22 protein-coding genes are annotated in these 20976 nt (G+C 60.3%); 16 read left to right on the top strand and 6 right to left on the bottom strand.

All coding sequences use genetic code 11. The annotated features are described in order from the left end of the window. Window positions 1-109: 109 nt before the first annotated feature. Entirely contained in the window at window positions 110-487 is a 378-nt protein-coding gene (locus PSH97_RS26255; protein WP_305447251.1) for a DUF6124 family protein, read from the bottom strand. Between the two features lie 771 nt (window positions 488-1258). On the opposite strand from PSH97_RS26255, the gene mdcA reads away from it, so the two are divergent. From mdcA to madM, 9 genes are all read left to right on the top strand, one after another. Beyond that, complete coding sequence (gene mdcA / locus PSH97_RS26250; protein ID WP_305447250.1) at window positions 1259-2929, top strand: malonate decarboxylase subunit alpha; 1671 nt, start codon at window positions 1259-1261, stop codon at window positions 2927-2929. After that, window positions 2929-3804, top strand: a complete 876-nt coding sequence (locus tag PSH97_RS26245; RefSeq protein WP_305447249.1) for a triphosphoribosyl-dephospho-CoA synthase — start codon at window positions 2929-2931, stop codon at window positions 3802-3804. The genes mdcA and PSH97_RS26245 overlap by 1 nt, the downstream gene beginning before the upstream one ends. Further along, window positions 3804-4103 carry a malonate decarboxylase subunit delta gene (locus PSH97_RS26240; protein ID WP_007897982.1) on the top strand — a complete coding sequence of 100 codons (300 nt, stop codon included), beginning with the start codon at window positions 3804-3806 and terminating at the stop codon, window positions 4101-4103. Before PSH97_RS26245 ends, PSH97_RS26240 begins: the two co-directional genes overlap by 1 nt. Beyond that, window positions 4096-4947, top strand: coding sequence for a biotin-independent malonate decarboxylase subunit beta (locus tag PSH97_RS26235; protein ID WP_305447248.1), 852 nt, complete (start codon window positions 4096-4098; stop codon window positions 4945-4947). Before PSH97_RS26240 ends, PSH97_RS26235 begins: the two co-directional genes overlap by 8 nt. Beyond that, the gene (gene mdcE, locus PSH97_RS26230; RefSeq protein WP_305447247.1) at window positions 4944-5747 is read left to right on the top strand and encodes a biotin-independent malonate decarboxylase subunit gamma; all 804 of its coding nucleotides are present in this window, start codon (window positions 4944-4946) and stop codon (window positions 5745-5747) included. The genes PSH97_RS26235 and mdcE overlap by 4 nt, the downstream gene beginning before the upstream one ends. After that, window positions 5741-6361, top strand: coding sequence for a malonate decarboxylase holo-ACP synthase (locus PSH97_RS26225; protein ID WP_305447246.1), 621 nt, complete (start codon window positions 5741-5743; stop codon window positions 6359-6361). The genes mdcE and PSH97_RS26225 overlap by 7 nt, the downstream gene beginning before the upstream one ends. Further along, window positions 6358-7269 carry a malonate decarboxylase subunit epsilon gene (gene mdcH / locus PSH97_RS26220; protein WP_305447245.1) on the top strand — a complete coding sequence of 304 codons (912 nt, stop codon included), beginning with the start codon at window positions 6358-6360 and terminating at the stop codon, window positions 7267-7269. The genes PSH97_RS26225 and mdcH overlap by 4 nt, the downstream gene beginning before the upstream one ends. Window positions 7270-7335: 66 nt before the next feature. Beyond that, window positions 7336-7728: a malonate transporter subunit MadL gene (gene madL / locus PSH97_RS26215; RefSeq protein ID WP_052965014.1), complete on the top strand. Its 393-nt coding sequence runs from the start codon at window positions 7336-7338 to the stop codon at window positions 7726-7728. Window positions 7729-7733: 5 nt separating this feature from the next. After that, window positions 7734-8498 carry a malonate transporter subunit MadM gene (gene madM, locus PSH97_RS26210; protein ID WP_123500490.1) on the top strand — a complete coding sequence of 255 codons (765 nt, stop codon included), beginning with the start codon at window positions 7734-7736 and terminating at the stop codon, window positions 8496-8498. A gap of 124 nt (window positions 8499-8622) precedes the next feature. Here madM and PSH97_RS26205 read toward each other — a convergent pair whose 3' ends face one another. Continuing rightward, window positions 8623-9537, bottom strand: coding sequence for a LysR family transcriptional regulator (locus PSH97_RS26205; protein WP_123357331.1), 915 nt, complete (start codon window positions 9535-9537; stop codon window positions 8623-8625). A 158-nt stretch (window positions 9538-9695) separates the two neighbouring features. Between PSH97_RS26205 and trhA the strand changes: the two genes are divergently transcribed. Beyond that, a complete protein-coding gene (gene trhA, locus PSH97_RS26200) occupies window positions 9696-10313 on the top strand; it encodes a PAQR family membrane homeostasis protein TrhA (protein WP_305447244.1) in 618 nt (205 codons plus the stop codon). A 5-nt stretch (window positions 10314-10318) separates the two neighbouring features. Here the strand turns inward: trhA and PSH97_RS26195 are convergent, their stop codons facing one another. Continuing rightward, a complete protein-coding gene (locus PSH97_RS26195; RefSeq protein ID WP_305447243.1) occupies window positions 10319-11227 on the bottom strand; it encodes a LysR family transcriptional regulator in 909 nt (302 codons plus the stop codon). 107 nt (window positions 11228-11334) lie between these two features. Between PSH97_RS26195 and PSH97_RS26190 the strand changes: the two genes are divergently transcribed. Genes PSH97_RS26190 through PSH97_RS26180 form a run of 3 tightly spaced genes read left to right on the top strand, consistent with a single transcriptional unit; the run spans window position 11335 to window position 13876 of the window. Continuing rightward, on the top strand, window positions 11335-12576 hold the full coding sequence (locus PSH97_RS26190; protein ID WP_305447242.1) for a D-amino acid dehydrogenase: 1242 nt from the start codon (window positions 11335-11337) through the stop codon (window positions 12574-12576). 18 nt (window positions 12577-12594) lie between these two features. Further along, the gene (locus PSH97_RS26185) at window positions 12595-12945 is read left to right on the top strand and encodes a RidA family protein (RefSeq protein ID WP_305447241.1); all 351 of its coding nucleotides are present in this window, start codon (window positions 12595-12597) and stop codon (window positions 12943-12945) included. A 28-nt stretch (window positions 12946-12973) separates the two neighbouring features. Continuing rightward, window positions 12974-13876 carry a transporter substrate-binding domain-containing protein gene (locus tag PSH97_RS26180; RefSeq protein ID WP_305447240.1) on the top strand — a complete coding sequence of 301 codons (903 nt, stop codon included), beginning with the start codon at window positions 12974-12976 and terminating at the stop codon, window positions 13874-13876. Between the two features lie 124 nt (window positions 13877-14000). On the opposite strand, the gene PSH97_RS26175 is transcribed toward PSH97_RS26180, so the two are convergent. Next, on the bottom strand, window positions 14001-14720 hold the full coding sequence (locus PSH97_RS26175) for a 16S rRNA (uracil(1498)-N(3))-methyltransferase (RefSeq protein ID WP_305447239.1): 720 nt from the start codon (window positions 14718-14720) through the stop codon (window positions 14001-14003). A 139-nt stretch (window positions 14721-14859) separates the two neighbouring features. After that, on the bottom strand, window positions 14860-16266 hold the full coding sequence (locus PSH97_RS26170; RefSeq protein ID WP_305447238.1) for an adenosylmethionine--8-amino-7-oxononanoate transaminase: 1407 nt from the start codon (window positions 16264-16266) through the stop codon (window positions 14860-14862). A gap of 223 nt (window positions 16267-16489) precedes the next feature. Between PSH97_RS26170 and PSH97_RS26165 the strand changes: the two genes are divergently transcribed. After that, window positions 16490-18265, top strand: a complete 1776-nt coding sequence (locus PSH97_RS26165) for a flavin monoamine oxidase family protein (RefSeq protein WP_305447237.1) — start codon at window positions 16490-16492, stop codon at window positions 18263-18265. An 82-nt stretch (window positions 18266-18347) separates the two neighbouring features. Here PSH97_RS26165 and PSH97_RS26160 read toward each other — a convergent pair whose 3' ends face one another. Beyond that, on the bottom strand, window positions 18348-19277 hold the full coding sequence (locus tag PSH97_RS26160; protein ID WP_305447236.1) for a YncE family protein: 930 nt from the start codon (window positions 19275-19277) through the stop codon (window positions 18348-18350). A 282-nt stretch (window positions 19278-19559) separates the two neighbouring features. Between PSH97_RS26160 and PSH97_RS26155 the strand changes: the two genes are divergently transcribed. Both PSH97_RS26155 and PSH97_RS26150 read left to right on the top strand, forming a co-directional pair. Beyond that, the gene (locus PSH97_RS26155; protein ID WP_305447235.1) at window positions 19560-20111 is read left to right on the top strand and encodes a cytochrome b; all 552 of its coding nucleotides are present in this window, start codon (window positions 19560-19562) and stop codon (window positions 20109-20111) included. Between the two features lie 32 nt (window positions 20112-20143). Continuing rightward, window positions 20144-20737: a YceI family protein gene (locus PSH97_RS26150; protein ID WP_052965026.1), complete on the top strand. Its 594-nt coding sequence runs from the start codon at window positions 20144-20146 to the stop codon at window positions 20735-20737. Window positions 20738-20976 lie beyond the last annotated feature (239 nt).

Genomic DNA, 20976 nt, shown 5'->3' with positions numbered 1-20976 from the left:
CTCCGCGTGGGAATGCCTCAAGGGACGCTCCGCGTTCCATCTCGCGAAAGGGACGCAGAGCGTCCCGGGCTGCATTCCCACGCAGAGCGTGGGAACGATCGTTTGTGCGCTAAACCCCGGCCCGAGCCTTCATCTGCAACGACTCATGATGATCCAGCACGCGCTCCACCAACAACTGCACGCCATCCGCCAAACGGCTGAGCGCCAAGGCTACGGAGCGACGTGAGCCTTCCACATCGTCCGCCAGATCGGCCGCAATGGCGCTGATGGACAGCAGGTCTTCGGAGGCATTGGCCAGAAGGGCTTCGGTGTCGATATCGGGGGAGACGGTGAAGAGCTGGGACTTACGGCGTTTGGCGGGTTTTTCGTGGAGTGGGGGGAAGTAATGGGAGAAGGCGCGGTCGGCGGCTTCCTTCATTTTTTCTGCATCGAGTGATGCTTGGGAATCGGTCCCGGATTCTGGCGGGTTGGGAGTAGCTTTGAACATTGTGCATCTCCAGTAATGAGTTTCAGCTGCTCCATCGGTTCCAAGCGAAGGGGTGGCAGCTGTACGCAGGTTGGAACCCGAGGTGGAGAAAACCCGGCAGACCCGAAGGTCTCCCGCGTACAGCCGCCATAACGGAGTGCACACATTAAAGGTGCGCAAGCATACGTCATGAGGGGCGCTTTTGCGCCTTCTACACCTCGGGGTTCCAATCCCGGTCGCTGAATTGGCAGCGACACACAAACGATAAAGATCAACGCAAAACCCCACCAGTCAGCGGGTTCCGGCATTGCTGTAGGCAGCGACGCCAGACTGCGTAGCCTCACACCGTTCCTACAGACAAACTTTTAAACACAAAACCCCAAGCGGTCGGCCCCCTTACCACAAAGGTTTATGCGTCAGGTTGGAGATTCCCAAAAAGGGACCGTTCGGTCCTATTTTGGGACTTCTCGGTTGTTTACTCTCTGCCATGAGCTACGGGGATTGTTCTGGCCCCTTCGCGGGCAAGCCCGCTCCCACAGGTCTTGTGGGTGGCTCAGGATTCGCTGATCGTTCCCACGCTCTGCGTGGGAATGCCTCAACGGACGCTCCGCGTTCGGCTTTTTGGGACGCAGAGCGTCCCGGGCTGCATTCCCACGCGGAGCGTGGGAACGATCATGAGACTCCATAACCAACCATTACCCTGACCGTAACAATCCAACACGCTGCTTGATTGATGCCCCCCACCCAACGCTCCTAAGGTGACTCCCACGACAGCGAACCCGTGGAGTGGTCATGACAACAACAATATCCCCCGACTCGCGCTGGACGCGGCGGCGCAGCGAAAAGCAGCGGCGCCTCGAGCTGGTGAAGGGGCTTGCCGACGGTGTGGTGTTGCCCACCGATAAAATCGTGGCGGCGCTGGAGGCATTGATCCTGCCCGGCGACCGTGTGGTGCTGGAGGGCAATAACCAGAAGCAGGCGGATTTCCTGTCTCGCTCCCTGGCCAAGGCCGATCCGGGCAAGCTGCATGACTTGCACATGATCATGCCCAGCGTCGGGCGTTCCGAGCACCTGGACCTGTTCGAACGCGGCATCGCGCGCAAGCTCGACTTCTCGTTCGCCGGCACCCAAAGCCTGCGCATCAGCCAGTTGCTCGAAGACGGCCTGCTGGAAATCGGCGCGATCCACACCTACATCGAGCTCTATGCGCGGCTGGTGGTGGACTTGATCCCGAACGTCGTGCTCTCGGCCGGTTTCATGGCCGACCGCGCCGGCAACATCTACACCGGCCCGAGTACCGAAGACACGCCAGCGTTGATCGAACCGGCGGCCTTCAGTGACGGCATCGTCATCGTTCAGGTCAATCAACTGGTGGACGATGTCAGCGACTTGCCTCGCGTGGATATCCCCGCGTCCTGGGTCGATTTCGTGGTGGTAGCGGACAAGCCGTTCTACATCGAGCCGCTGTTCACCCGCGACCCACGGCACATCAAGCCTGTGCACGTGTTGATGGCGATGATGGCGATCCGCGGGATCTACGAAAAACACAACGTTCAGTCGCTCAACCACGGCATCGGCTTCAACACCGCCGCCATCGAACTGATCCTGCCGACCTACGGCGAATCCCTCGGCTTGAAGGGCAAGATCTGCCGCAACTGGACGCTCAACCCGCACCCGACCCTGATCCCGGCCATCGAAAGTGGCTGGGTCGAAAGTGTGCATTGTTTCGGCACCGAACTGGGCATGGAGAATTACATTGCCGCGCGGCCGGATGTGTTCTTCACCGGCCGCGACGGCTCCCTGCGCTCCAACCGGATGTTCAGTCAGCTCGCCGGGCAATACGCGGTGGACCTGTTTATCGGCGCGACCCTGCAAGTCGATGGCGACGGTCATTCCTCCACCGTGACTCGCGGTCGCCTGGCCGGTTTCGGTGGTGCGCCGAACATGGGCCACGACCCGCGCGGTCGTCGTCACGGCACACCCGCCTGGCTCGACATGCGCCACACCGACGTCGCCGAGCCGATGCTCGAACGCGGCAAGAAACTTGTGGTGCAGATGGTCGAGACCTTCCAGGAGGGCGGCAAACCGACCTTCGTCGAAACCCTCGACGCGGTGGAGGTGGCGAAGAAAAGCGGCATGCCTCTGGCGCCGATCATGATCTACGGCGACGACGTCACCCACCTGCTGACCGAGGAAGGCATCGCCTATTTGTACAAGGCCCGTTCTCTCGAAGAACGTCAGGCGATGATCGCTGCCGTCGCCGGGGTGACCTCCATCGGCCTGCGCCACAACCCGAAAGACACCGCTCGCATGCGTCGCGAAGGTTTGATCGCCTTGCCCGAAGACCTCGGCATCCGCCGCACCGACGCCACCCGCGAGTTGCTCGCAGCGAAAAGCGTGGCCGATCTGGTGGAGTGGTCCGGTGGCCTCTACAACCCGCCCGCCAAGTTCAGGAGCTGGTAATGCACGCATTCAACCTGCAACCGAAAACGTTAACCCTGGCCGAACGGCTGGCGGATCTGGCGGTGGACGCGCTGATCGACGAAGCGGATCTGTCGCCGAAACCGGCGCTGGTCGACCGTCGCGGCAATGGCGCGCACACCGATTTGCACCTCGGGCTGATGCACGCTTCGGCGTTGTCCCTGTGGCCGGCGTTCAAGGCCATGGCGGATGCGGCCATCGAGTTTGGCGAAGTCGGTTTACCCCTGCGCGAAGCCCTCGGACGGATCGGCCGCGACGGTGAACAAACGATGCTCGCCACCACCAACGGTGTGAATACTCATCGTGGAGCGATCTGGGCCTTGGGCCTGTTGGTCGCTGCGGCAGCGCTGGAGTGCACGAATACCAAAGCAAGCGCCGTGACCTTGCGCGCCGCACGTCTGGCCTTGCTCGACGACCGTTACGCGCCGCGTCCTTTAAGCCACGGTGCCCAGGTCGCCCAACGCTACGGCGTTCGCGGTGCCCGTGAAGAGGCGCAGCTTGGTTTCCCTGCGGTGATTCAGCGCGCACTGCCGCAACTCAAACTCAGCCGTGCCGCTGGCCATGGCGAACAGAACGCCCGGCTCGATGCCTTGCTGGCGATCATGACGACGCTGTCCGACACCTGCGTCCTCTATCGCGCAGGCGAGCTCGGCCTGCAGACGATGCAAGTCGGCGCCCAAGCAGTGCTCGACGCCGGCGGCAGTGCGAGCCTGGCCGGCCGCCGCCGCTTGCATGAGCTGGACCAACAATTAATCGCGTTGAATGCCTCGCCCGGCGGTGCTGCGGACTTGCTCGCAGCCTGCCTGTTCATCGACCGCATCGAGTCCGGCGACGGCAACTTCCAGGGAGCGTTTTGATGGAAACCTTATCCTTTGAATTCCCCGCCGGGCAGCCGCCACGGGGCAGGGCGCTGGTGGGCTGTGTGGGCTCGGGCGATCTGGAAGTGCTGATCGAACCGGGCCTGGCCGGCAAGCTGACGATCCAGGTGCAGACCTCGGTCAACGGCAGCGAACAGCGCTGGCAGCATCTGTTCGCGCGGATGTTCGACGGCCAGACACCACCCGCGATGGCGATTGATATCCACGATTTTGGCGCCACCCCCGGCGTGGTGCGTTTGCGCCTGGAACAAGGCTTCGAGGAGATCAGCCATGACTGACAGCGCAGCGCTTCTCAACAAACATAGCTTCGTCGAACTCGGCGCTCGCCAACGAGCGAAAGCCTTGCTCGACGCGGGTACTTTCCGTGAACTGCTCGACCCGTTTCAGCGCGTCATGTCGCCATGGCTGTCACGCCAGGGCGTGGTGCCGCAAGCCGATGACGGCGTGGTGATCGCCAAGGGCAGCATCGGTGGTTTGCCGGTGGTGATCGCGGCCATCGAAGGTGCGTTTCAGGGCGGCAGCCTGGGTGAAGTCGGCGGGGCGAAGATTGCCGGTGCGCTGGAACTGGCCGCCGAGGACAACCGCAAAGGCATTCCCACTCGCGCCGTGTTGATGCTGGAAACCGGTGGCGTGCGTTTGCAGGAGGCCAATCTCGGGCTGGCGGCGATTGCCGATATTCATGCGGCGATTGTCGATTTGCGCCAGTACCAACCGGTAGTCGGCGTGGTCGCCGGCAGCGTCGGCTGTTTTGGCGGCATGTCGATTGCCGCCGGGTTGTGCAGCTATTTGCTGGTGACTCAGGAAGCGCGCCTCGGCCTCAATGGCCCGCAGGTGATCGAGCAGGAAGCCGGGCTTGAGGAATACGATTCCCGCGATCGTCCGTTTATCTGGAGCCTGACCGGCGGCGAGCAACGGTTCGCCAGTGGGCTGGTGGATCGCTATGTCACTGACGACGTGGCGCTGATTCAGCAGCAGGTCGGCGAATTGCTCAAGCAGGGTTTGCCGGCGCAGCAACGCAGTCGCCAGGCCGAATGGTTTCTGCAACGGCTGGCCAGCCTGGACGCCGAACCACAAATCGAGCCGGCGACGGTTCGCGATCTGTATCAAGGAGAGCGCTCATGAGTTCGTGTTCCCTGAGAGGCTTGAACTGGTTCAATGCCTTGAGTGCCGGCGCGAAACCGGTCGCGGGTTTACCGGCGTCGTTGAAAGTCGCCGATGGTTTATTGGGTGAGCAGCCTGCGCGGTTTATCGCGGTGGTGGCCGATCCCGACAACCGCTTCGTCCGTGCCCGCAATGGCGAGGTCGGTTTGCTGGAAGGTTGGGGCCTGGCCAAAGCGGTGGATGACGTCATTGCCGCGGATAACGACAAGCCTCAAAAACGCGCCTTGATCGCCATTGTCGATGTGCCGAGCCAGGCTTACGGCCGCCGCGAGGAAGCCCTCGGCATTCATCAAGCCCTGGCCGGTGCGGCGGACAGTTATGCCCGCGCCCGACTGGCCGGGCACGCAGTGATCGGTTTGCTGGTGGGCAAGGCGATGTCTGGCGCCTTTCTCGCTCATGGCTATCAGGCCAACCGGTTGATCGCATTGCGCGATCCGGGCGTGATGGTGCATGCGATGGGCAAGGCGTCGGCAGCGCGGGTGACGTTGCGCAGCGTCGAAGAGCTGGAGGCGTTGGCCGCCAGCGTGCCGCCGATGGCGTATGACATCGACAGCTTTGCCAGCCTGGGTTTGCTCTGGGAAACCTTGTCGGTGGATCAGATCGAACAACCGACGACGGCGGATCTGTCCCGGGTGAACGAGTGTCTGGTTCAGGCGATTGAAAATGTCGAGGCAGGTCGTCGCGATTTGAGCGGCCGCTTGGGTGCGAGCAATCGCGCCGCGTCGAGCAAGGTTCGCCAACTGCTGAGAGAGCAGTGGTGAATACGTTTCTGGCCCACGACCTGCTGTGGGGGATGACCCCGGAGCAGTTGCCTGCAGATGCGCCTGCGTGGGTGGTCGAATCGATCGGCGCGGGTCAGCCGGTGGTGGTTCGGCGCGCGATGACTGCGCCGGATCAGATCGCGGTCGGGGTACGCGGACGCTTGCGTGAGCAGCGTTATGCAACGTCGATGGCGATCACGGCGATTTCACGTCGGGTAAGGCCGGAAGAGCTCTGTCATGTCGAGACAACTCGCGACCTGCCGACCTTGCGAGCGCTGGCGCAACTGCGGCCGACGCTCGACACCTGCGGTTGGGTGTGGGGTGTCAGCGGTAGCGCCGGATTTGAATTGGCCAGCGGTTTTGCGGCGCTCCATGAGCGCAGCGATCTGGACTTGATTCTGCGTACACCGCAACCGCTGAGCCGACCTCAAGCGCAAGAGTGGGTGACGCTTCTCGGCGCCGCTGAATGTCTGGTCGACATGCAATTGCAGACACCTTACGGCGCGGTGGTCCTGCGCGAGTGGGCCGGCCCGTCGCAACGGGTGCTGCTCAAAAGCGCTCAGGGCGCCTGCCTGGTCAGCGATCCCTGGAACCCGCAGGAGCAAGCAGCGTGAGCAGTTTGCTGGTGTTCCCCGGCCAGGGCGCGCAGCAACCGGGCATGCTCCATCGTTTGCCTCGGGAAACGCTGATCGAGGCGAGTGAGGGGCTGGGTGAAGATGTTTTGTTGCTCGATTCTGCCGAGGCGTTGCAGTCGACGAGGGCGGTTCAGCTGTGCCTGCTGATCGCTGGAGTGGCTGCTTCACGTCAGTTGTTATTGAGCGCGGATTACGTGGCCGGATTGTCCATCGGAGCGTACCCGGCAGCGGTGGTGGCCGGCGCCTTGAGCTTCAGCGATGCGCTGCATTTGGTCAGCCTGCGCGGTGAACTGATGCAGCAGGCTTATCCTCAGGGCTACGGCATGACCGCGATCATCGGTCTGGATCTGGCGACGGTGGAAGGTTTGCTGGCGCAGGTTCACAGCGTCGACACACCGGTTTACCTGGCCAACATCAACGCCGATAACCAAGTCGTCATCGCTGGCAGCGATGGTGCGATGAAAGCGGTTGCCGAGTTGGCGAAGCGTCGTGGTGCCGGGCTGGCCAAGCGTCTGGCGGTCAGCGTGCCGTCCCACTGCCCGCTGTTGGAAACACCGGCGAAAACCTTGGCCGAAGCCTTCGCCAAGGTGCAATTGAAAACGCCGACCCTGGGTTACCTGAGCGGCAGTCGCGCACGGCCCGTTATCAACCCCGAAGCCTTGCGCGACGACCTGGCCTTCAACATGTGCCGCGTGGTGGATTGGCGCGGCACGGTACAAAGCGCTTACGAGCGTGGCGTGCGTCTACAGATCGAACTGCCGCCCGGTGCGGTGTTGACCGGGCTGGCGCGTCGGGTGTTCGAGCAGGGCACCGTGATTGCCTTCGACGGTGCGCGGCTCGATACCTTGCAGGCGCTGTTGCGTGAGGAGGGAAGCCGCCAACCCTAGATCACCGACTCAGGCTGCGAATTACAAAAACAACAATTTCGACGATGCACTTTGAGGACTACAACAATGATTATTTACGGTGTGGCGTTTCTCGCCTTTTGTACCCTGGCGGGTATTTTTATCGGCGAACTGCTTGGCAAATTGATTGGCGTGCCGGCCAACGTGGGCGGCGTGGGTATCGCGATGCTGCTGTTGATCGGGCTCGGCAGCTACCTCAACAAAAGCGGTTGGTTCAAAGGCAAGACCGAGCAGGGCGTGGAGTTCTGGAGTGCGATCTACATCCCTATCGTGGTCGCCATGGCCGCGCAGCAAAACGTCTATGGCGCGCTCAAGGGTGGGCCGATGGCGATCCTGGCCGGTACGGTGGCAGTGGCCATTGCCTTCGCTCTGGTACCGGTACTGGTGCGTATCGGCAACAAGGCGCCTGAACCTGTCACACCACCAAAAACCGTAGGGTGATCACCATGTACGAATCGATGATGAAGGTGATTACCAGCTACGGGCTGATCAGTGGGTTTGCCATTGTCGGCGTAACCATGTGGCTGTCCTACTGGATTTCCAACACATTTACCAAAGGCCGCCTGCACGGTTCGGCCATCGCCATTCTGCTGGGCCTGCTGCTGTCTTACATCGGTGGCGCGTTGACCGGTGGCCAGAAAGGCGTGGTCGACATTCCGTTGCTCTCGGGTATCGGTCTGCTCGGCGGAGCCATGCTGCGAGACTTCGCCATTGTCGCCACGGCATTCGGTGTGAGTGTCGATGAGCTCAAACGAGCCGGCTTCGTCGGGGTGCTGGCACTGTTCGTGGGTGTCGGGACGTCGTTCATCGCAGGTGTCGCGGTGGCCATGGCGTTTGGTTATACCGATGCGGTGAGCCTGACGACCATCGGCGCAGGTGCGGTGACGTATATCGTCGGGCCGGTGACAGGCGCGGCTATCGGGGCCAGTTCGGAGGTCATGGCGCTATCGATTGCGGCTGGGCTGATCAAGGCGATTCTGGTCATGGTCATGACGCCGTTCGTGGCGCCGATGATCGGTTTGAACAATCCACGCAGTGCGGTGATTTTCGGTGGGTTGATGGGCACCTCCAGCGGTGTGGCCGGCGGGTTGGCGGCGACTGATCCGAAGCTGGTGCCTTATGGCTGCCTGACGGCGGCGTTCTATACCGCACTGGGCTGCCTGCTCGGGCCTTCGCTGCTGTTTCTGATCATGCGCGGATTGCTTGGCTAGGGTTTGACTGATCGTTCCCACGCTCCGCGTGGGAATGCAGCCCGGGACGCTTCGCGTCCCAAAGCGGACGCAGAGCGTCCATTGATTCATTCCCACGCAGAGCGTGGGAACGATCAACACGGTCTCAAGCCTGCCGATTGGCATACATCCGACACTCTGCCAAAAGCGCCAGCAAATTCGGGTCACGCTCCTTGGCCTTCAGAAACACCACGCCAATGTGCTGCTGCAACCGGTACTTTTCCTGCAATGGGATCAGTTTCACCCGGTTCTCATACACCGCCGCAATCCGTCCCGGTAGCAACGCATAGCCGACCCCGGAGCTGACCATGCTCAGCAGGGTGAAGATGTCGTTGACCTGCATCGCCACTTTCGGCTCGAACCCCGCCTGCTTGAACACCCGAATACCGTCCTGGTGTGTGGCGAAGCCTTGGGTCAAGGTTATAAACGTCTCGTCACGCACCTCGGCCAGATCGACTTCGGCCCGTTGGGCAAAGGGCGAGTCAGCCGGGGTGGCGAGGAAGATGTCATCGGAAAACAGCGGAATCTGTTCACAGTCCGGGTCGTTGACGCTGTCGTCCAGCGACACCAGAATCGCGTCGACTTCCATGTTCTTGAGCTTGTACAACAGGTCGATGTTCGAGCCCAGGATCAGGTCGATATTGAGTTCACTGCGGCGAATCTTCAGGCCCATGATCAGTTGCGGTACGGTCTTCACCGTCAGCGAATACAGTGACCCAAGCTTGAAGCGCTCAGCGGAGAACCCGGCCGCTTCGCGGGTCAGGCGCACGCTTTCGAGTACGTCCTGGATCAGCTTCTGCGCCCGTTCTTCCAGCACATAAGCGCTTTCCAGTGGGGTGAGGTTGCGGCCTTCGTGTTTGAATAGCGGGCAACGCAGGGCGCTTTCCAGAGAGTGGATGGCGCGGTGCACGCTGACGTTGCTGGTTTGCAACTCGGCGGCGGCGCGGGCCAGGTTGCCAGTGCGCATGAAGGCCAGGAACACCTCGAGTTTTTTCAGGGTCAACTCTTCATCGATCAGCATGGGCGTGACTCTTATTCGAATCGCTCGATTGTGCCCAATTGGCTGACGTTTGGCTCGATGGCTTTTTATAGGAGCTGCGCTATACGGAAACATTGCGCTTTTAACCTTGAGGCCTGAGCCTTGCGCGATGCTGTAATGAATTTTGAGGTGAGCAACACATGTATCACGGGGAAAGATTGAACGCCTGGACGCATCTGGTCGGGGCGGTGGCGGCGCTTGTCGGGGGCGTGTGGATGCTGGTGATCGCCAGTATGGACGGCAGTCCGTGGAAGATCGTCAGCGTGGCGATTTACGCGTTCACCTTGCTGGTGCTCTACAGCGCCTCGACCGTGTACCACAGCGTGCGTGGGCGTAAGAAAACAATCATGCAAAAGGTCGATCATTTTTCGATCTACTTGCTGATTGCCGGCAGTTACACACCGTTTTGCCTGGTGACCCTGCGCGGGCCGTGGGGCTGGACGCTGTTCGGGATTGTCTGGGGGCTGGCGCTGATCGGTATCCTGCAAGAAATAAAACCCCGCTCGGAAGCGCGGATTCTGTCGATCGTGATCTACGCGGTGATGGGCTGGATCGTGTTGGTGGCGGTCAAGCCGTTACTGGCGGCGCTGGGGCCAGTCGGCTTTACCTGGTTGGCGTCGGGCGGGGTGTTGTACACCGTGGGGATTGTCTTTTTTGCGCTGGATAGCCGTTTGCGCCATGCCCATGGGGTCTGGCATCTGTTCGTGATTGCCGGGAGTCTGCTGCACTTTGTGGCGATTCTGTTTTACGTCCTTTGAGGCTTCTACGGGATCAAGCGATCCAGTTGCGCCTGCGCCCGTCGGCTGAACACCTGCAGTAAATCGCTCAAGGTGTGTGGCGGCGGTTCGTCGGCACGGGTCACTGCGTACAGGGTGATCGGCAGCGCCGGCGCCAGCGGGCGAATCGCCGTGGTGGCGGGGGACGCGCCGAGCGCGGTGAACGGGTCGATCACTGCCAACCCGGCACCGGATTCAACCATTGCCCGCGCCAGCGAATAGGTCTGCACCGCGATGCGTACCTTTGGCGGCGGATCGACCGCCTCAAGATAACTGTCGAGTCTGGCGGCCAGCGGGTCGGCGCTGGACAGGCCGATCAGCGGGGCACCGGCCAGTTCGATCAACGGCAGCGGTTTACCATGAGTGTCGTCGGGCCAAAAGCCCTTTGGCGCCAGCGCCACCAGCATCCCGCAGGCCAAGGGCTGCGCCTTCAGGCCCGGATGATCGGGCAGTTGCAACGTCAGGGCGACATCCACTTCGCGCATCAACAAGTTTTGCATCAGCTCGCGGCTGTGGGCGCTGGACAGTTCGCAGGCGATTTCCGGGTAGCGTTGCGTCCATTCGTTGATCGCCGGCGGCAGCAGCGACAAGGCCAGCGCCGGGATCGCGCCAATCCGTACACTGTGGCCCGGCTCGCGGCGCAGGCTCTGGGCCAGGCGTCGCACGCCTTGCAGGCTTTCAGTGACCTTGTCGACTTCGCGCTCAAGCTCCAGGGCTTCGGGCGTCGGCTGCAATTTGCCGCGCACCCGCAGGAACAGTGGAAAACCCAGTTGCTGTTCGGCGTGTTGCAGCACTTTGCTCACCGCCGGCTGCGACACGTGCAGCAACTGGGCGGCGCCACTGACTGAACCGGTCTGGCGAATAGCCTGAAAAATCTCGATGTGTCGCAGTCGCATGGCAAGTCCATAACCTTTGTTTATGGGTCAGGCATCTTTATGCATTGTTCAACGTCTGTCACCTGGTCCTAACCTGAAGCCTGTTCCAACAACGCTTAAGGACAGACATGGCTCAGCGGGTTTGCATCATCGGTGGCGGCGTCATCGGGCTGACAACGGCTTACGCACTGGTGCGCGACGGCATCGATGTGACGCTGATCGAGGCCCGGGATTCGTTTGCCAGCGAGACCAGTTTCGCCAACGGCGGCCAGTTGTCCTACCGCTATGTCGCGCCACTGGCCGACGCCGGCGTACCGTTGCAGGCGCTGGGCTGGATGTTGCGCGGTGACTCGCCGTTGAAGCTGCGTCCGCGCCTGGACCCGGCGCAATGGCGTTGGATGGCGTCCTTTCTGACGGCCTGCCGGCGTTCAGTGAATCAGCGCAACGGCGCGCATCTGCTGCGCCTGGCGCTGCTGAGTCAGGCCACGCTGCAAGGCTGGCGCGACGAAGACCACCTCGACGGTTTCGACTGGCGGCGCAACGGCAAACTGGTGACGTTTCGTGAAGCCGCAAGCTTCGAGCATGCATGCCACAGTCTGGCTGATCCGCGACAGCAACAGGTGTTGTCCGGGGCCGAGTGCGCACAGCTGGAGCCGGCGCTTGCCGAGGCGCCATTCGTGGGCGCGATCTACACGCCCGATGAAGAAGTCGCCGATTGCCATGCTTTCTGCCTGCAACTGGTGGCCCGGCTCAAGGCGTCGGGGCGTTGCGAGTTTTTGCTGGGGCGTACAGTCACCGGCATTCGTCACGGGAACGGCGCGGTGCAGGCCATCGAAATGGGCGCGCAGGTATTGCCAGTCGAGCAACTGGTGATCGCTGCCGGGCATCGCAGCCCGGCGCTGGCGTTGCCGGGCATGAACCTGCCGCTGTACCCGCTCAAGGGCTATAGCCTGACCCTGCCGATCCGCGCCGAACATCGCGCACCCGAGCTGAGCATCACCGATTACAACCGCAAGATCGTTTACGCCCGCATCGGTGCACAACTGCGGGTGGCGGCGATGGTCGATATTGTCGGCTTCGATCCGGCACTCGATCCCAAGCGACTGGCGCTGATCAAGCGCCAGGCCCAGGAAACCTTGCCCAATGCCGGCGATTACGACACCGCTATCGCGTGGGCCGGCATGCGCCCGGCGACTCCCAGCGGCGTGCCGTTGATTGGCGCCACGGCGTACCGCAACCTCTGGCTCAACCTCGGCCATGGTGCCTTGGGCTTTACTTTGGCCTGCGGCAGCGCTCGGTTGCTGAGTGAGTTGATTGCCCGGCGCGCACCCTCGATCGAAATGCAGGGCCTCGCACCCCGCGTTGCCTGACTGGAAAAGGAAGAACCGATGAGCATTAAGCGTTTCAACAGCAACAGTCGACTCTCTGGCGCCGTGACCTTTGGCGAGCTGGTGTTTCTATCGGGGCAGGTGCCGGGTGACAGCCGCGACGCTGCCGGCCAAACCGCAGAGGTGCTGGCGAAAATCGATGGGTTACTGGCCGAGGCTGGCAGCGACAAGGATCACTTGCTCAGCGCGACCATTTACTTGAGCGACATTGGCCGCGATTTCGCCGCCATGAACGAGGTCTGGTCACAATGGCTGTCGCCGGACAAGGCGCCGACCCGCACCACATTGCAGGCGCAACTGGCCCGTCCAGAGGTTCTGGTGGAAATCACCGTGATCGCCGCCCGCTGTTAATTCGATCTACCCACAACGGAGAATAACAATGCAAAAAATCACGTTGATCGGCTGCACCCTTGGCCTGCTGTTCGCCAGTCAGGTCCAGGCCAATGAAGCGCCGCTGACCGGCACGCTGAACAAGGTTGCCAATGCCAAGAGCATCACGCTGGGCTATCGCGACGCGTCGGTGCCGTTCTCTTACGTGGGTGATCACACGGGGCAGCCGATGGGCTATTCGGTGGACCTGGCGAGCAAGATTGTCGAGCGCATCAAGCAAAAACTCGAGCTGCCGGATCTGCAGGTGAAGTACAACCTGGTGACCTCGCAAACACGCATTCCGCTGGTGCAGAACGGCACGGTCGACCTCGAGTGCGGCTCGACCGGCGTGACTGCCGAGCGCATGCAGCAAGTGGCGTTTTCCTATGGATTCATCTACGTGAAGGGGCAATTGCTCACGGCGAAGGACAGCGGCATCAAGCGCTTCGCCGACCTGCGCGGCAAGAACGTTGTGACCACCGCCGGCACCACCAATGAGCGGTTTCTGAAGAGCTACAACGTCGATCACAAGATCGATATGTTCGTGATCAGCGCCAAGGACCACGGCGAAGCGTTCCAGATGCTGCAGTCAGGGCGGGCGGCGGCGTTCTATATGGACGATGCGCTGCTTTACGGTGAGCGCGCCAAGGCCCGCGATCCGCATAAGTGGGTCGTGGTGGGCGAGGAGCAATCGCGGGAAATCTACAGCTGCATGGTGCGCAAGGGCGATCCGCAATTTCTCGAATTGGTGAATTCGACGCTTGCTGATTTGTATAGCTCAGGGGAAATCAACGGCATCTACAACCGCTGGTTCCAGCAGCCGATTCCGCCTAAAGGTTTAAACCTTGAGTTTCCGATGACCAGCGAGCTCAAGGCGATCATTGCGAAGCCGGTGAGTGATCCGGTGCAGTAGTTCCTGAAAGATCGTTCCCACGCGCAGCAAAGGAATGCCTCTACGGACGCTCCGCGTTCTGTTTTTAATGGGACGCGGAGCGTCCCGGGCTGCATTCCTACGCAGAGCGTGGGAACGATCAAACCTAAAAATCGCCCCACAATTGCTGGGCCACCGCCAACGCTACCACCGGCGCGGTTTCGGTGCGCAGTACGCGAGGGCCGAGGCGGGCGGCATGAAAACCGCCAGCCTTGGCCTGCTCGACTTCCGCGTCGGACAACCCGCCTTCCGGGCCAATCAAAAACGCCAGTGTCGCCGGTTTCGCATGGCTCACCAGCGGCTCGGCCACCGGGTGCAGCACCAGCTTCAATTCGGCCTCCGTCTGCTTCAGCCAATCGGCCAACAGCAGCGGCGGATGAATCATCGGCACCGATGAGCGCCCGCATTGCTCGCAGGCGCTGATCGCCACCTGACGCCAGTGCATCAGGCGTTTGTCGGCGCGCTCGTCCTTGAGGCGGACTTCGCAGCGGTCAGTGAAGATCGGGGTGATTTCGTTGACGCCCAGTTCGGTGGCTTTCTGAATCGCCCAGTCCATCCGCTCGCCACGGGACAAACCCTGGCCGAGATGGACCGCGAGCGACGACTCGACCTGCCCGGCGAAGCTTTCATCGATATTCACCACGACGCGTTTCTTGCCGACTTCCGCCAACGTGCCGCGAAACTCATGGCCCGAGCCGTCGAACAATTGCACCGCATCACCCTCGGCCATGCGCAGCACGCGGCTGATGTAATGGGCCTGGGCTTCCGGCAGATCGTGTTCGCCGATGCTCAAGGGGGTGTCGATAAAGAAGCGGGACAGTCTCATCAATGGTCTCTGTAATTCGTCTGAACTGATCGTTCCCACGCTCTGCGTGGGAATGCCTCACCGGACGCTCCGCGTCCGCTTTTGGGACGCAGAGCGTCCCCAGCTGCATTCCTTTGCTGCGCGTGGGAACGAGAAAAACCTAGCCCGGATCGCGATAGCCCGGATGAAAGTCCTTCGGCACTGCCACGCTGACGCTGTCACGGGTGGCGATGTCGATGCCTTCGCTGGCCACCTCGGCCAGAAAATCGATCTGCTCCGGGGTAATCACGTACGGCGGCAGGAAATACACCACGCTGCCCAAAGGCCGCAGTAAAGCACCACGCTCCAGCGCATGCTGGAACACTTTCAAACCACGACGTTCCTGCCACGGATAAGCGGTCTTGCTTGCCTTGTCCTTGACCATCTCGATGGCCAGGACCATGCCGGTCTGGCGTACTTCGGCAACGTTCGGGTGATCGGCCAGGTGCGCAGTGGAGGTGGCCATGCGCTGGGCCAGGGCCTTGTTGTTCTCGATGACGTTGTCTTCTTCGAAAATATCCAGCGTCGCCAATGCCGCCGCGCACGCCAGCGGATTGCCGGTGTAGCTGTGGGAATGCAGGAAGGCGCGCAGGGTCGGGTAGTCGTCGTAGAAGGCGCTGTAGACCTCATCGGTGGTCAGGCAGGCCGCCAACGGCAAGTAACCGCCGGTCAGGGCCTTGGACAGGCAGAGGAAATCCGGGCGGATACCGGCCTGTTCGCAGGCGAACATCGTTCCGGTGCGGCCGAAGCCGACGGCGATTTCATCATGGATCAGGTGCACGCCATAACGATCACAGGCTTCGCGCAGCAACTTCAGGTACACCGGGTGATACATGCGCATCCCGCCGGCACCCTGAATCAGCGGCTCCAGAATCACGGCGGCCACGGTGTCGTGGTTGTCGGCCAGCGTCTGCTCCATGGCGGCGAACATGTTGCGCGAGTGTTCTTCCCAGCTCATGCCCTCGGGGCGCAAGTAGCAATCAGGGCTCGGCACCTTGATGGTGTCCATCAGCAGGGCTTTGTAGGTTTCGGTGAACAGCGGCACGTCGCCTACCGCCATCGCCGCCATGGTCTCGCCGTGGTAACCGTTGGTGAGGGTGACGAAGCGCTTCTTGTTCGGCTGGCCGCGGTTGAGCCAGTAGTGAAAGCTCATTTTCAGCGCGATTTCGATGCACGACGAACCGTTATCGCCATAGAAGCACCGGGTCAGGCCTTCGGGCGTCATCTTCACCAGACGCTCCGACAGTTCGATTACCGGCTGATGGCTGAAACCGGCGAGGATCACGTGTTCCAGCTGATCGACCTGATCCTTGATGCGCTGGTTGATCCGCGGGTTGGCGTGCCCGAACACATTGACCCACCAGGAGCTGACTGCGTCGAGGTAGCGTTTGCCTTCGAAGTCTTCCAGCCAGACGCCTTCGCCGCGTTTGATCGGGATCAGCGGCAGCTGTTCGTGGTCTTTCATCTGGGTGCAGGGATGCCACAACACCGCGAGATCGCGTTGCATCCACTGATTATTCAGGCCCATGTTCAGTCTCCTCGAGGCGGCTCGCTTGGTGCGCGGGCAAACAATCGCGCAAGCCTATGCAATGCGCGTCATCGGGACAACCCATTGTGTCGATTGAGCTACTTTGTATAAGGAGATAGACGTCGCTGGCGGCGTTTTGATGGCTGACGTATTCTTCGCGGTTCTTTGGGTCGTCTGACTCGTAAAACCGCTATTTCCCTCGTGTATTTCCGGAGTTCGCTGAATGTCTGCTGGTTGGCTGCGCGCCTGTGCGTTGGTGATGTTGGGGCTGTTCAGCGTTTCGGCGCTGGCCAAGGATAAAACGGTGATCGTGGTCGGCGGCGGGCTTTCGGGCCTCACCGCGGCGTACGAATTGCAGAACAAAGGCTGGCAGGTCACTCTGCTGGAAGCCAAACCGACGTTGGGCGGTCGCTCCGGCATGGCCACCAGTGAGTGGATCGGCAACGAGAAGACCCAACCGGTGCTGAACAAGTACGTCTCGACATTCAAGCTGACCACCACGCCAGCCCCTGAATTCGTGCGGACCCCGAGCTACCTGATCGACGGCGTGTATTTCACCGCTGCGGACCTGGCGACTAAACAGCCGGCTACCGCCGAGGCGCTGAAACGCTACGAAAAGACCCTGGATGATCTGGCGCGTTCGATCGAGGACCCGCAGAACCCGGCCGCCAACAGCACGCTGTTTGCCCTGGACCAGATCACCGTGTCCAACTGGCTCGATCGCTTGAGTCTGCCAGCCACTGCGCGTCAGTTGGTGAATCAGCAGATTCGTACCCGCTATGACGAACCTTCGCGCTTGTCGCTGCTGTACTTCGCACAGCAGAACCGCGTCTACCGTGGCGTTGCCGACCGCGACCTGCGTGCCTCACGCCTGCCTGGCGGCAGCCCGGTGCTGGCCCAGGCCTTTGTCAAACAACTGAAAACCATCAAGACCAGCTCCCCGGTTTCGGCCATTACTCAGGACAAGGACGGCGTGACCGTCAAAGTCGGCAGTGTTGGCTATCAGGCAGACTACGTCGTGTTGGCCGTGCCGTTGCGTGCACTGAACAAGATCCAGATGACCCCGGCGCTGGATGCCCAGCACCTGGGCGCCATCAAAGGCACCAACTACGGCTGGCGTGACCAGATCATGCTGAAGTTCAAGACGCCGGTGTGGGAAAGCAAGGCGCGCATGTCCGGCGAGATCTACAGCAACACCGGCCTGGGCATGTTGTGGGTCGAGCCGGCCCTGAAGGGTGGCGCCAACGTGGTGATCAACCTGTCCGGCGACAATGCGCGCGTGATGCAGGCCTTCGGCGACAAGCAGATGGTCGATCAGGTACTGATTCGTCTGCACGCCTTTTATCCACAGGCACGCGGTTCGTTCACCGGTTATGAAATCCGTCGCTACAGCACCGACCCGTCGATGGGTGGCGCATACCTGGCATTCGGCCCGGGCCAGATCAGCAAGTACTGGCGCCTGTGGGAACGCCCGCTGCAACGTGTAGCCTTTGCCGGCGAACACACCGACGCCCTATACCCAGGCACTCTGGAAGGCGCATTGCGCACCGGTCAGCGCGCAGCCAGTCAGGTAGAAGACCTGGCGGCAGGCAAATCGTTTGAGCCGGCGAAAGTTGTTCCGGCGGCAACCGCAGCAGCGGCAGGTGCAGTGGTGGCGAAGAAAGGCAACTTCTTCAGCAACATGTTCGGCGGTTCTGACGACAAACCGGCCCCGGCCAAGGCGCCAGCACCCGTGGCCCCGGTTGCTCCGGCACCCGCCCCAGTACTTGCGCCGACTCCAGCGCCAGCACCGGTTGAGCCGCCGAAGCCTGCGGCACCGGTGAAAGCAGAGCCTGCCAAGAAAGCACCGGCCAAAGCTCCAGTGAAAAAGCCTGCTGCCAAAACCGAGGCCAAAAAAGCTCCGGTCAAGGCGACGGCAAAAAAGACTGAGCCGGTGAAGAAACCAGCGGTCAGTACTGCTGCGAAGACCCCGACGACGACTGAAACCAAGGCGCAGTAAGTCCTGGAATCAAAAAAAGCGCGGCAGTGATGCCGCGCTTTTTTTACGTCTTGTGTATGTCGCTGCTGATTTTGCTTTGACGCTAGGCTAGATCGACACTATGTACTTCGTCTTTTTGGTAGTCGCTGATATAGGCGTGGTTGTGTTTATCAAGAACCATGTCATACGGGTCAAAAGCGCCAGGGATTGGAACCCGGCGAACAATCTCATAGGTGGCGGTACTCACTTCCACGACCTCTTTTCTGGTTTGATCCACGGCATAAGCGTTTCTTTCGCCGAATACTACTTTCCCTTCGCACGTCACAAAATCGAAATGCCTGACTATCGATGACCGGGTGTCCAGCACGGTCAGTTTTCGAGCGTCCATACCCACGATATACACTTTGCTGCCGTCGGGGCTGACGGTAACCGCTGACGGATATTGTTCGGTTTTGATGATGCTGATGACTTTGAAGGTCTTGCTGCTGATGACTGTGAGCGCGTCCTGATAAGGGCCGCCAGGGGAGTTGGTGCTGGAAATATAAAGACGCGAATCGTCCTGGCTGATATCCACACTTATGGAGGGAGAGGGTAATCCGCACACTCTGCTCACCGCATAAGTGCGGGTGTCAATAATTGCCAGCCACTCTTTATCTTGTCGAACGGTGACGTAAACATGTTTCCCGTCTCGACTTACGACGATTCCCCAAGGGTGTCTTCCCACCTTAACGTGACCCACCGAGTATGTTTCAGTATCAATAACCGACACTGAACTTGAACCGTAGTTGGTCACGTAAGCCCTTTTACCCCGATGGCCAAGAGCGATGCTTTGCGGGTAACGCTCGACGGCAATGGTGCGGATTACCTTTTTGTTCAGGGTGTCGATGACTGACACATTGCCTGAAATGTAATTGCAAACAAAAACCCGTGATCCATCGTCGTTGATGGCTATCCCTCGCGGTCCTTCCCCTACGGGTATCGAATTGGATAGGTTGCGCGTAATTACGGGGGATGAACTCGAATGGTGACTCATGGTAGAACTCCTGTTCAGACGCTCGGACAAACGCCCGAGATCAGGTTCATCAATGACCTGAATGGTAGCTACTGTCAGATATGACAGTTCTGACGAGTGGTAAAGGCTTTTTGGAAGCGAATATAGGACAGCGTCTGTAGGTTTTTTCTTCCGGTTAACACTCTCTTAACATCCCGACCTCAAGGTCTTGATCGTATTTTTCGATATTTCAGAGCGAAATTTTCCGCTTTAAATCGATAGATAACTCGATAGTCTTGGGCGCAGTTCTTACAGGATTTGGCAATGCAGCTACGTAACTCTTCTTCCCGCTACGGTTGGGTCAGCGTCTTCTTGCACTGGGGGGTGGCGCTCGCAGTCTTCGGCCTGTTCGCGTTGGGGTTGTGGATGGTTGGTCTCGACTACTACAGCTCCTGGCGCAAAGATGCGCCGGATCTGCACAAGAGCATTGGCCTGGTGTTGTTCGCAGTCATGTTGCTGCGGGTGTTGTGGCGCTTCATCAGCCCGCCGCCGCCGCCCCTGCAAAGTTATAGCCGCATGACGCGTCTTGGTGCCGTGTTCGGCCACGCCTTCCTCTATCTCGGGCTGTTCGCTGTGATGATTGCCGGTTACCTGATTTCCACCGCAGACGGTGTCGGGATCCCGGTGTTTGGCCTGTTTGAAGTTCCTGCACTGGTTTCCGGACTACCGGACCAGGCAGACACCGCGGGTGTGATTCATTTGTACCTGGCGTGGGCGCTGGTAATTTTTTCCGGCCTCCATGCGTTGGCAGCATTGAAACACCACTTTATCGATCGTGATGCGACCCTCATCCGTATGCTGGGACGCAAAGCCTGATGTTCAACCTCGACTCCAAAGGAATAGAAAGCATGTTGAAAAAGACGCTCGCCGCTCTGGCAATCGGTTCTGCTCTGCTGTCGGCTAACGTGATGGCGGCCGATTACGTTGTCGACAAAGAAGGCCAGCACGCCTTCGTTGACTTCAAGATCAGCCACCTGGGTTACAGCTACATCACCGGTACCTTCAAGGACATCGACGGCAAGTTCAGCTTCGACGCCGCCAAGCCTGAAGACAGCAAGATCGAGTTCAATGTGCGCACTGCCAGCGTGTTCACTAACCACGCCGAACGTGACAAGCACATCGCCAGCGGTGACTTCCTGAACGTGGGCAAATTCGCCGACGCCAAGTTCGTCTCCACCAGTGTTAAATCCACCGGTAAAAACGCCGCTGGTAAAGACACTGCCGACGTGACAGGTGACCTGACTATCCTCGGCGTGACCAAGCCGGTTGTCGTCAAGGCTACCTTCCTGGGTGAAGGCAAAGATCCATGGGGTGGCTACCGTGCCGGCTTCGAAGGTACCACCAGCATCAAGCGTTCCGATTTCGGCAAACAGAAAGATTTGGGCCCAACGTCCGATGCGGTTGAACTGTACGTTACGTTTGAAGGTGTGAAAGCGAAGTGAAATTCGCTGCTTGAACAAAAACGCCCCTGATCTCGCGATCCGGGGCGTTTTTTGTTTCTGGTGGATTAAGGCCATTCCTGTGATCGACACATAACCCTGTATGAGCGAGGCTTGCCCGCGAAGGCGTCATCAGCTGCGCCGCAGAAACCGGATCGTCCCCTTCGCCGGCAAGCCTGGTTCCTACAGGGTTACGTTGACGCATAAAAAAAAGCCCCTGATCTTGCGATCCGGGGCATTTT

The organism is Pseudomonas cucumis (assembly GCF_030687935.1).
Taxonomy (GTDB): Bacteria; Pseudomonadota; Gammaproteobacteria; order Pseudomonadales; family Pseudomonadaceae; genus Aquipseudomonas; species Aquipseudomonas cucumis.
Note: the sequence above shows the minus strand (reverse complement) of the source record. Positions and strands in the feature narration are given on the sequence as shown.

Bases quoted from the DNA above. Each gene is read 5' to 3' on its own strand.
- PSH97_RS26170 (WP_305447238.1), bottom strand. From the start codon at position 16,266: ATGGGCCTGAATAATCAGTGGATGCAACGCGATCTCGCGGTGTTGTGG.
- PSH97_RS26245 (WP_305447249.1), top strand. From the start codon at position 2,929: ATGCACGCATTCAACCTGCAACCGAAAACGTTAACCCTGGCCGAACGG.
- trhA (WP_305447244.1), top strand. From the start codon at position 9,696: ATGTATCACGGGGAAAGATTGAACGCCTGGACGCATCTGGTCGGGGCG.
- PSH97_RS26205 (WP_123357331.1), bottom strand. From the start codon at position 9,537: ATGCTGATCGATGAAGAGTTGACCCTGAAAAAACTCGAGGTGTTCCTG.
- madL (WP_052965014.1), top strand. From the start codon at position 7,336: ATGATTATTTACGGTGTGGCGTTTCTCGCCTTTTGTACCCTGGCGGGT.
- PSH97_RS26165 (WP_305447237.1), top strand. From the start codon at position 16,490: ATGTCTGCTGGTTGGCTGCGCGCCTGTGCGTTGGTGATGTTGGGGCTG.
- PSH97_RS26150 (WP_052965026.1), top strand. From the start codon at position 20,144: ATGTTGAAAAAGACGCTCGCCGCTCTGGCAATCGGTTCTGCTCTGCTG.
- PSH97_RS26195 (WP_305447243.1), bottom strand. From the start codon at position 11,227: ATGCGACTGCGACACATCGAGATTTTTCAGGCTATTCGCCAGACCGGT.
- PSH97_RS26235 (WP_305447248.1), top strand. From the start codon at position 4,096: ATGACTGACAGCGCAGCGCTTCTCAACAAACATAGCTTCGTCGAACTC.
- PSH97_RS26160 (WP_305447236.1), bottom strand. From the start codon at position 19,277: ATGAGTCACCATTCGAGTTCATCCCCCGTAATTACGCGCAACCTATCC.
- mdcE (WP_305447247.1), top strand. From the start codon at position 4,944: ATGAGTTCGTGTTCCCTGAGAGGCTTGAACTGGTTCAATGCCTTGAGT.
- PSH97_RS26155 (WP_305447235.1), top strand. From the start codon at position 19,560: ATGCAGCTACGTAACTCTTCTTCCCGCTACGGTTGGGTCAGCGTCTTC.
- PSH97_RS26255 (WP_305447251.1), bottom strand. From the start codon at position 487: ATGTTCAAAGCTACTCCCAACCCGCCAGAATCCGGGACCGATTCCCAA.
- PSH97_RS26185 (WP_305447241.1), top strand. From the start codon at position 12,595: ATGAGCATTAAGCGTTTCAACAGCAACAGTCGACTCTCTGGCGCCGTG.
- PSH97_RS26175 (WP_305447239.1), bottom strand. From the start codon at position 14,720: ATGAGACTGTCCCGCTTCTTTATCGACACCCCCTTGAGCATCGGCGAA.
- madM (WP_123500490.1), top strand. From the start codon at position 7,734: ATGTACGAATCGATGATGAAGGTGATTACCAGCTACGGGCTGATCAGT.
- PSH97_RS26190 (WP_305447242.1), top strand. From the start codon at position 11,335: ATGGCTCAGCGGGTTTGCATCATCGGTGGCGGCGTCATCGGGCTGACA.
- PSH97_RS26240 (WP_007897982.1), top strand. From the start codon at position 3,804: ATGGAAACCTTATCCTTTGAATTCCCCGCCGGGCAGCCGCCACGGGGC.
- mdcA (WP_305447250.1), top strand. From the start codon at position 1,259: ATGACAACAACAATATCCCCCGACTCGCGCTGGACGCGGCGGCGCAGC.
- PSH97_RS26180 (WP_305447240.1), top strand. From the start codon at position 12,974: ATGCAAAAAATCACGTTGATCGGCTGCACCCTTGGCCTGCTGTTCGCC.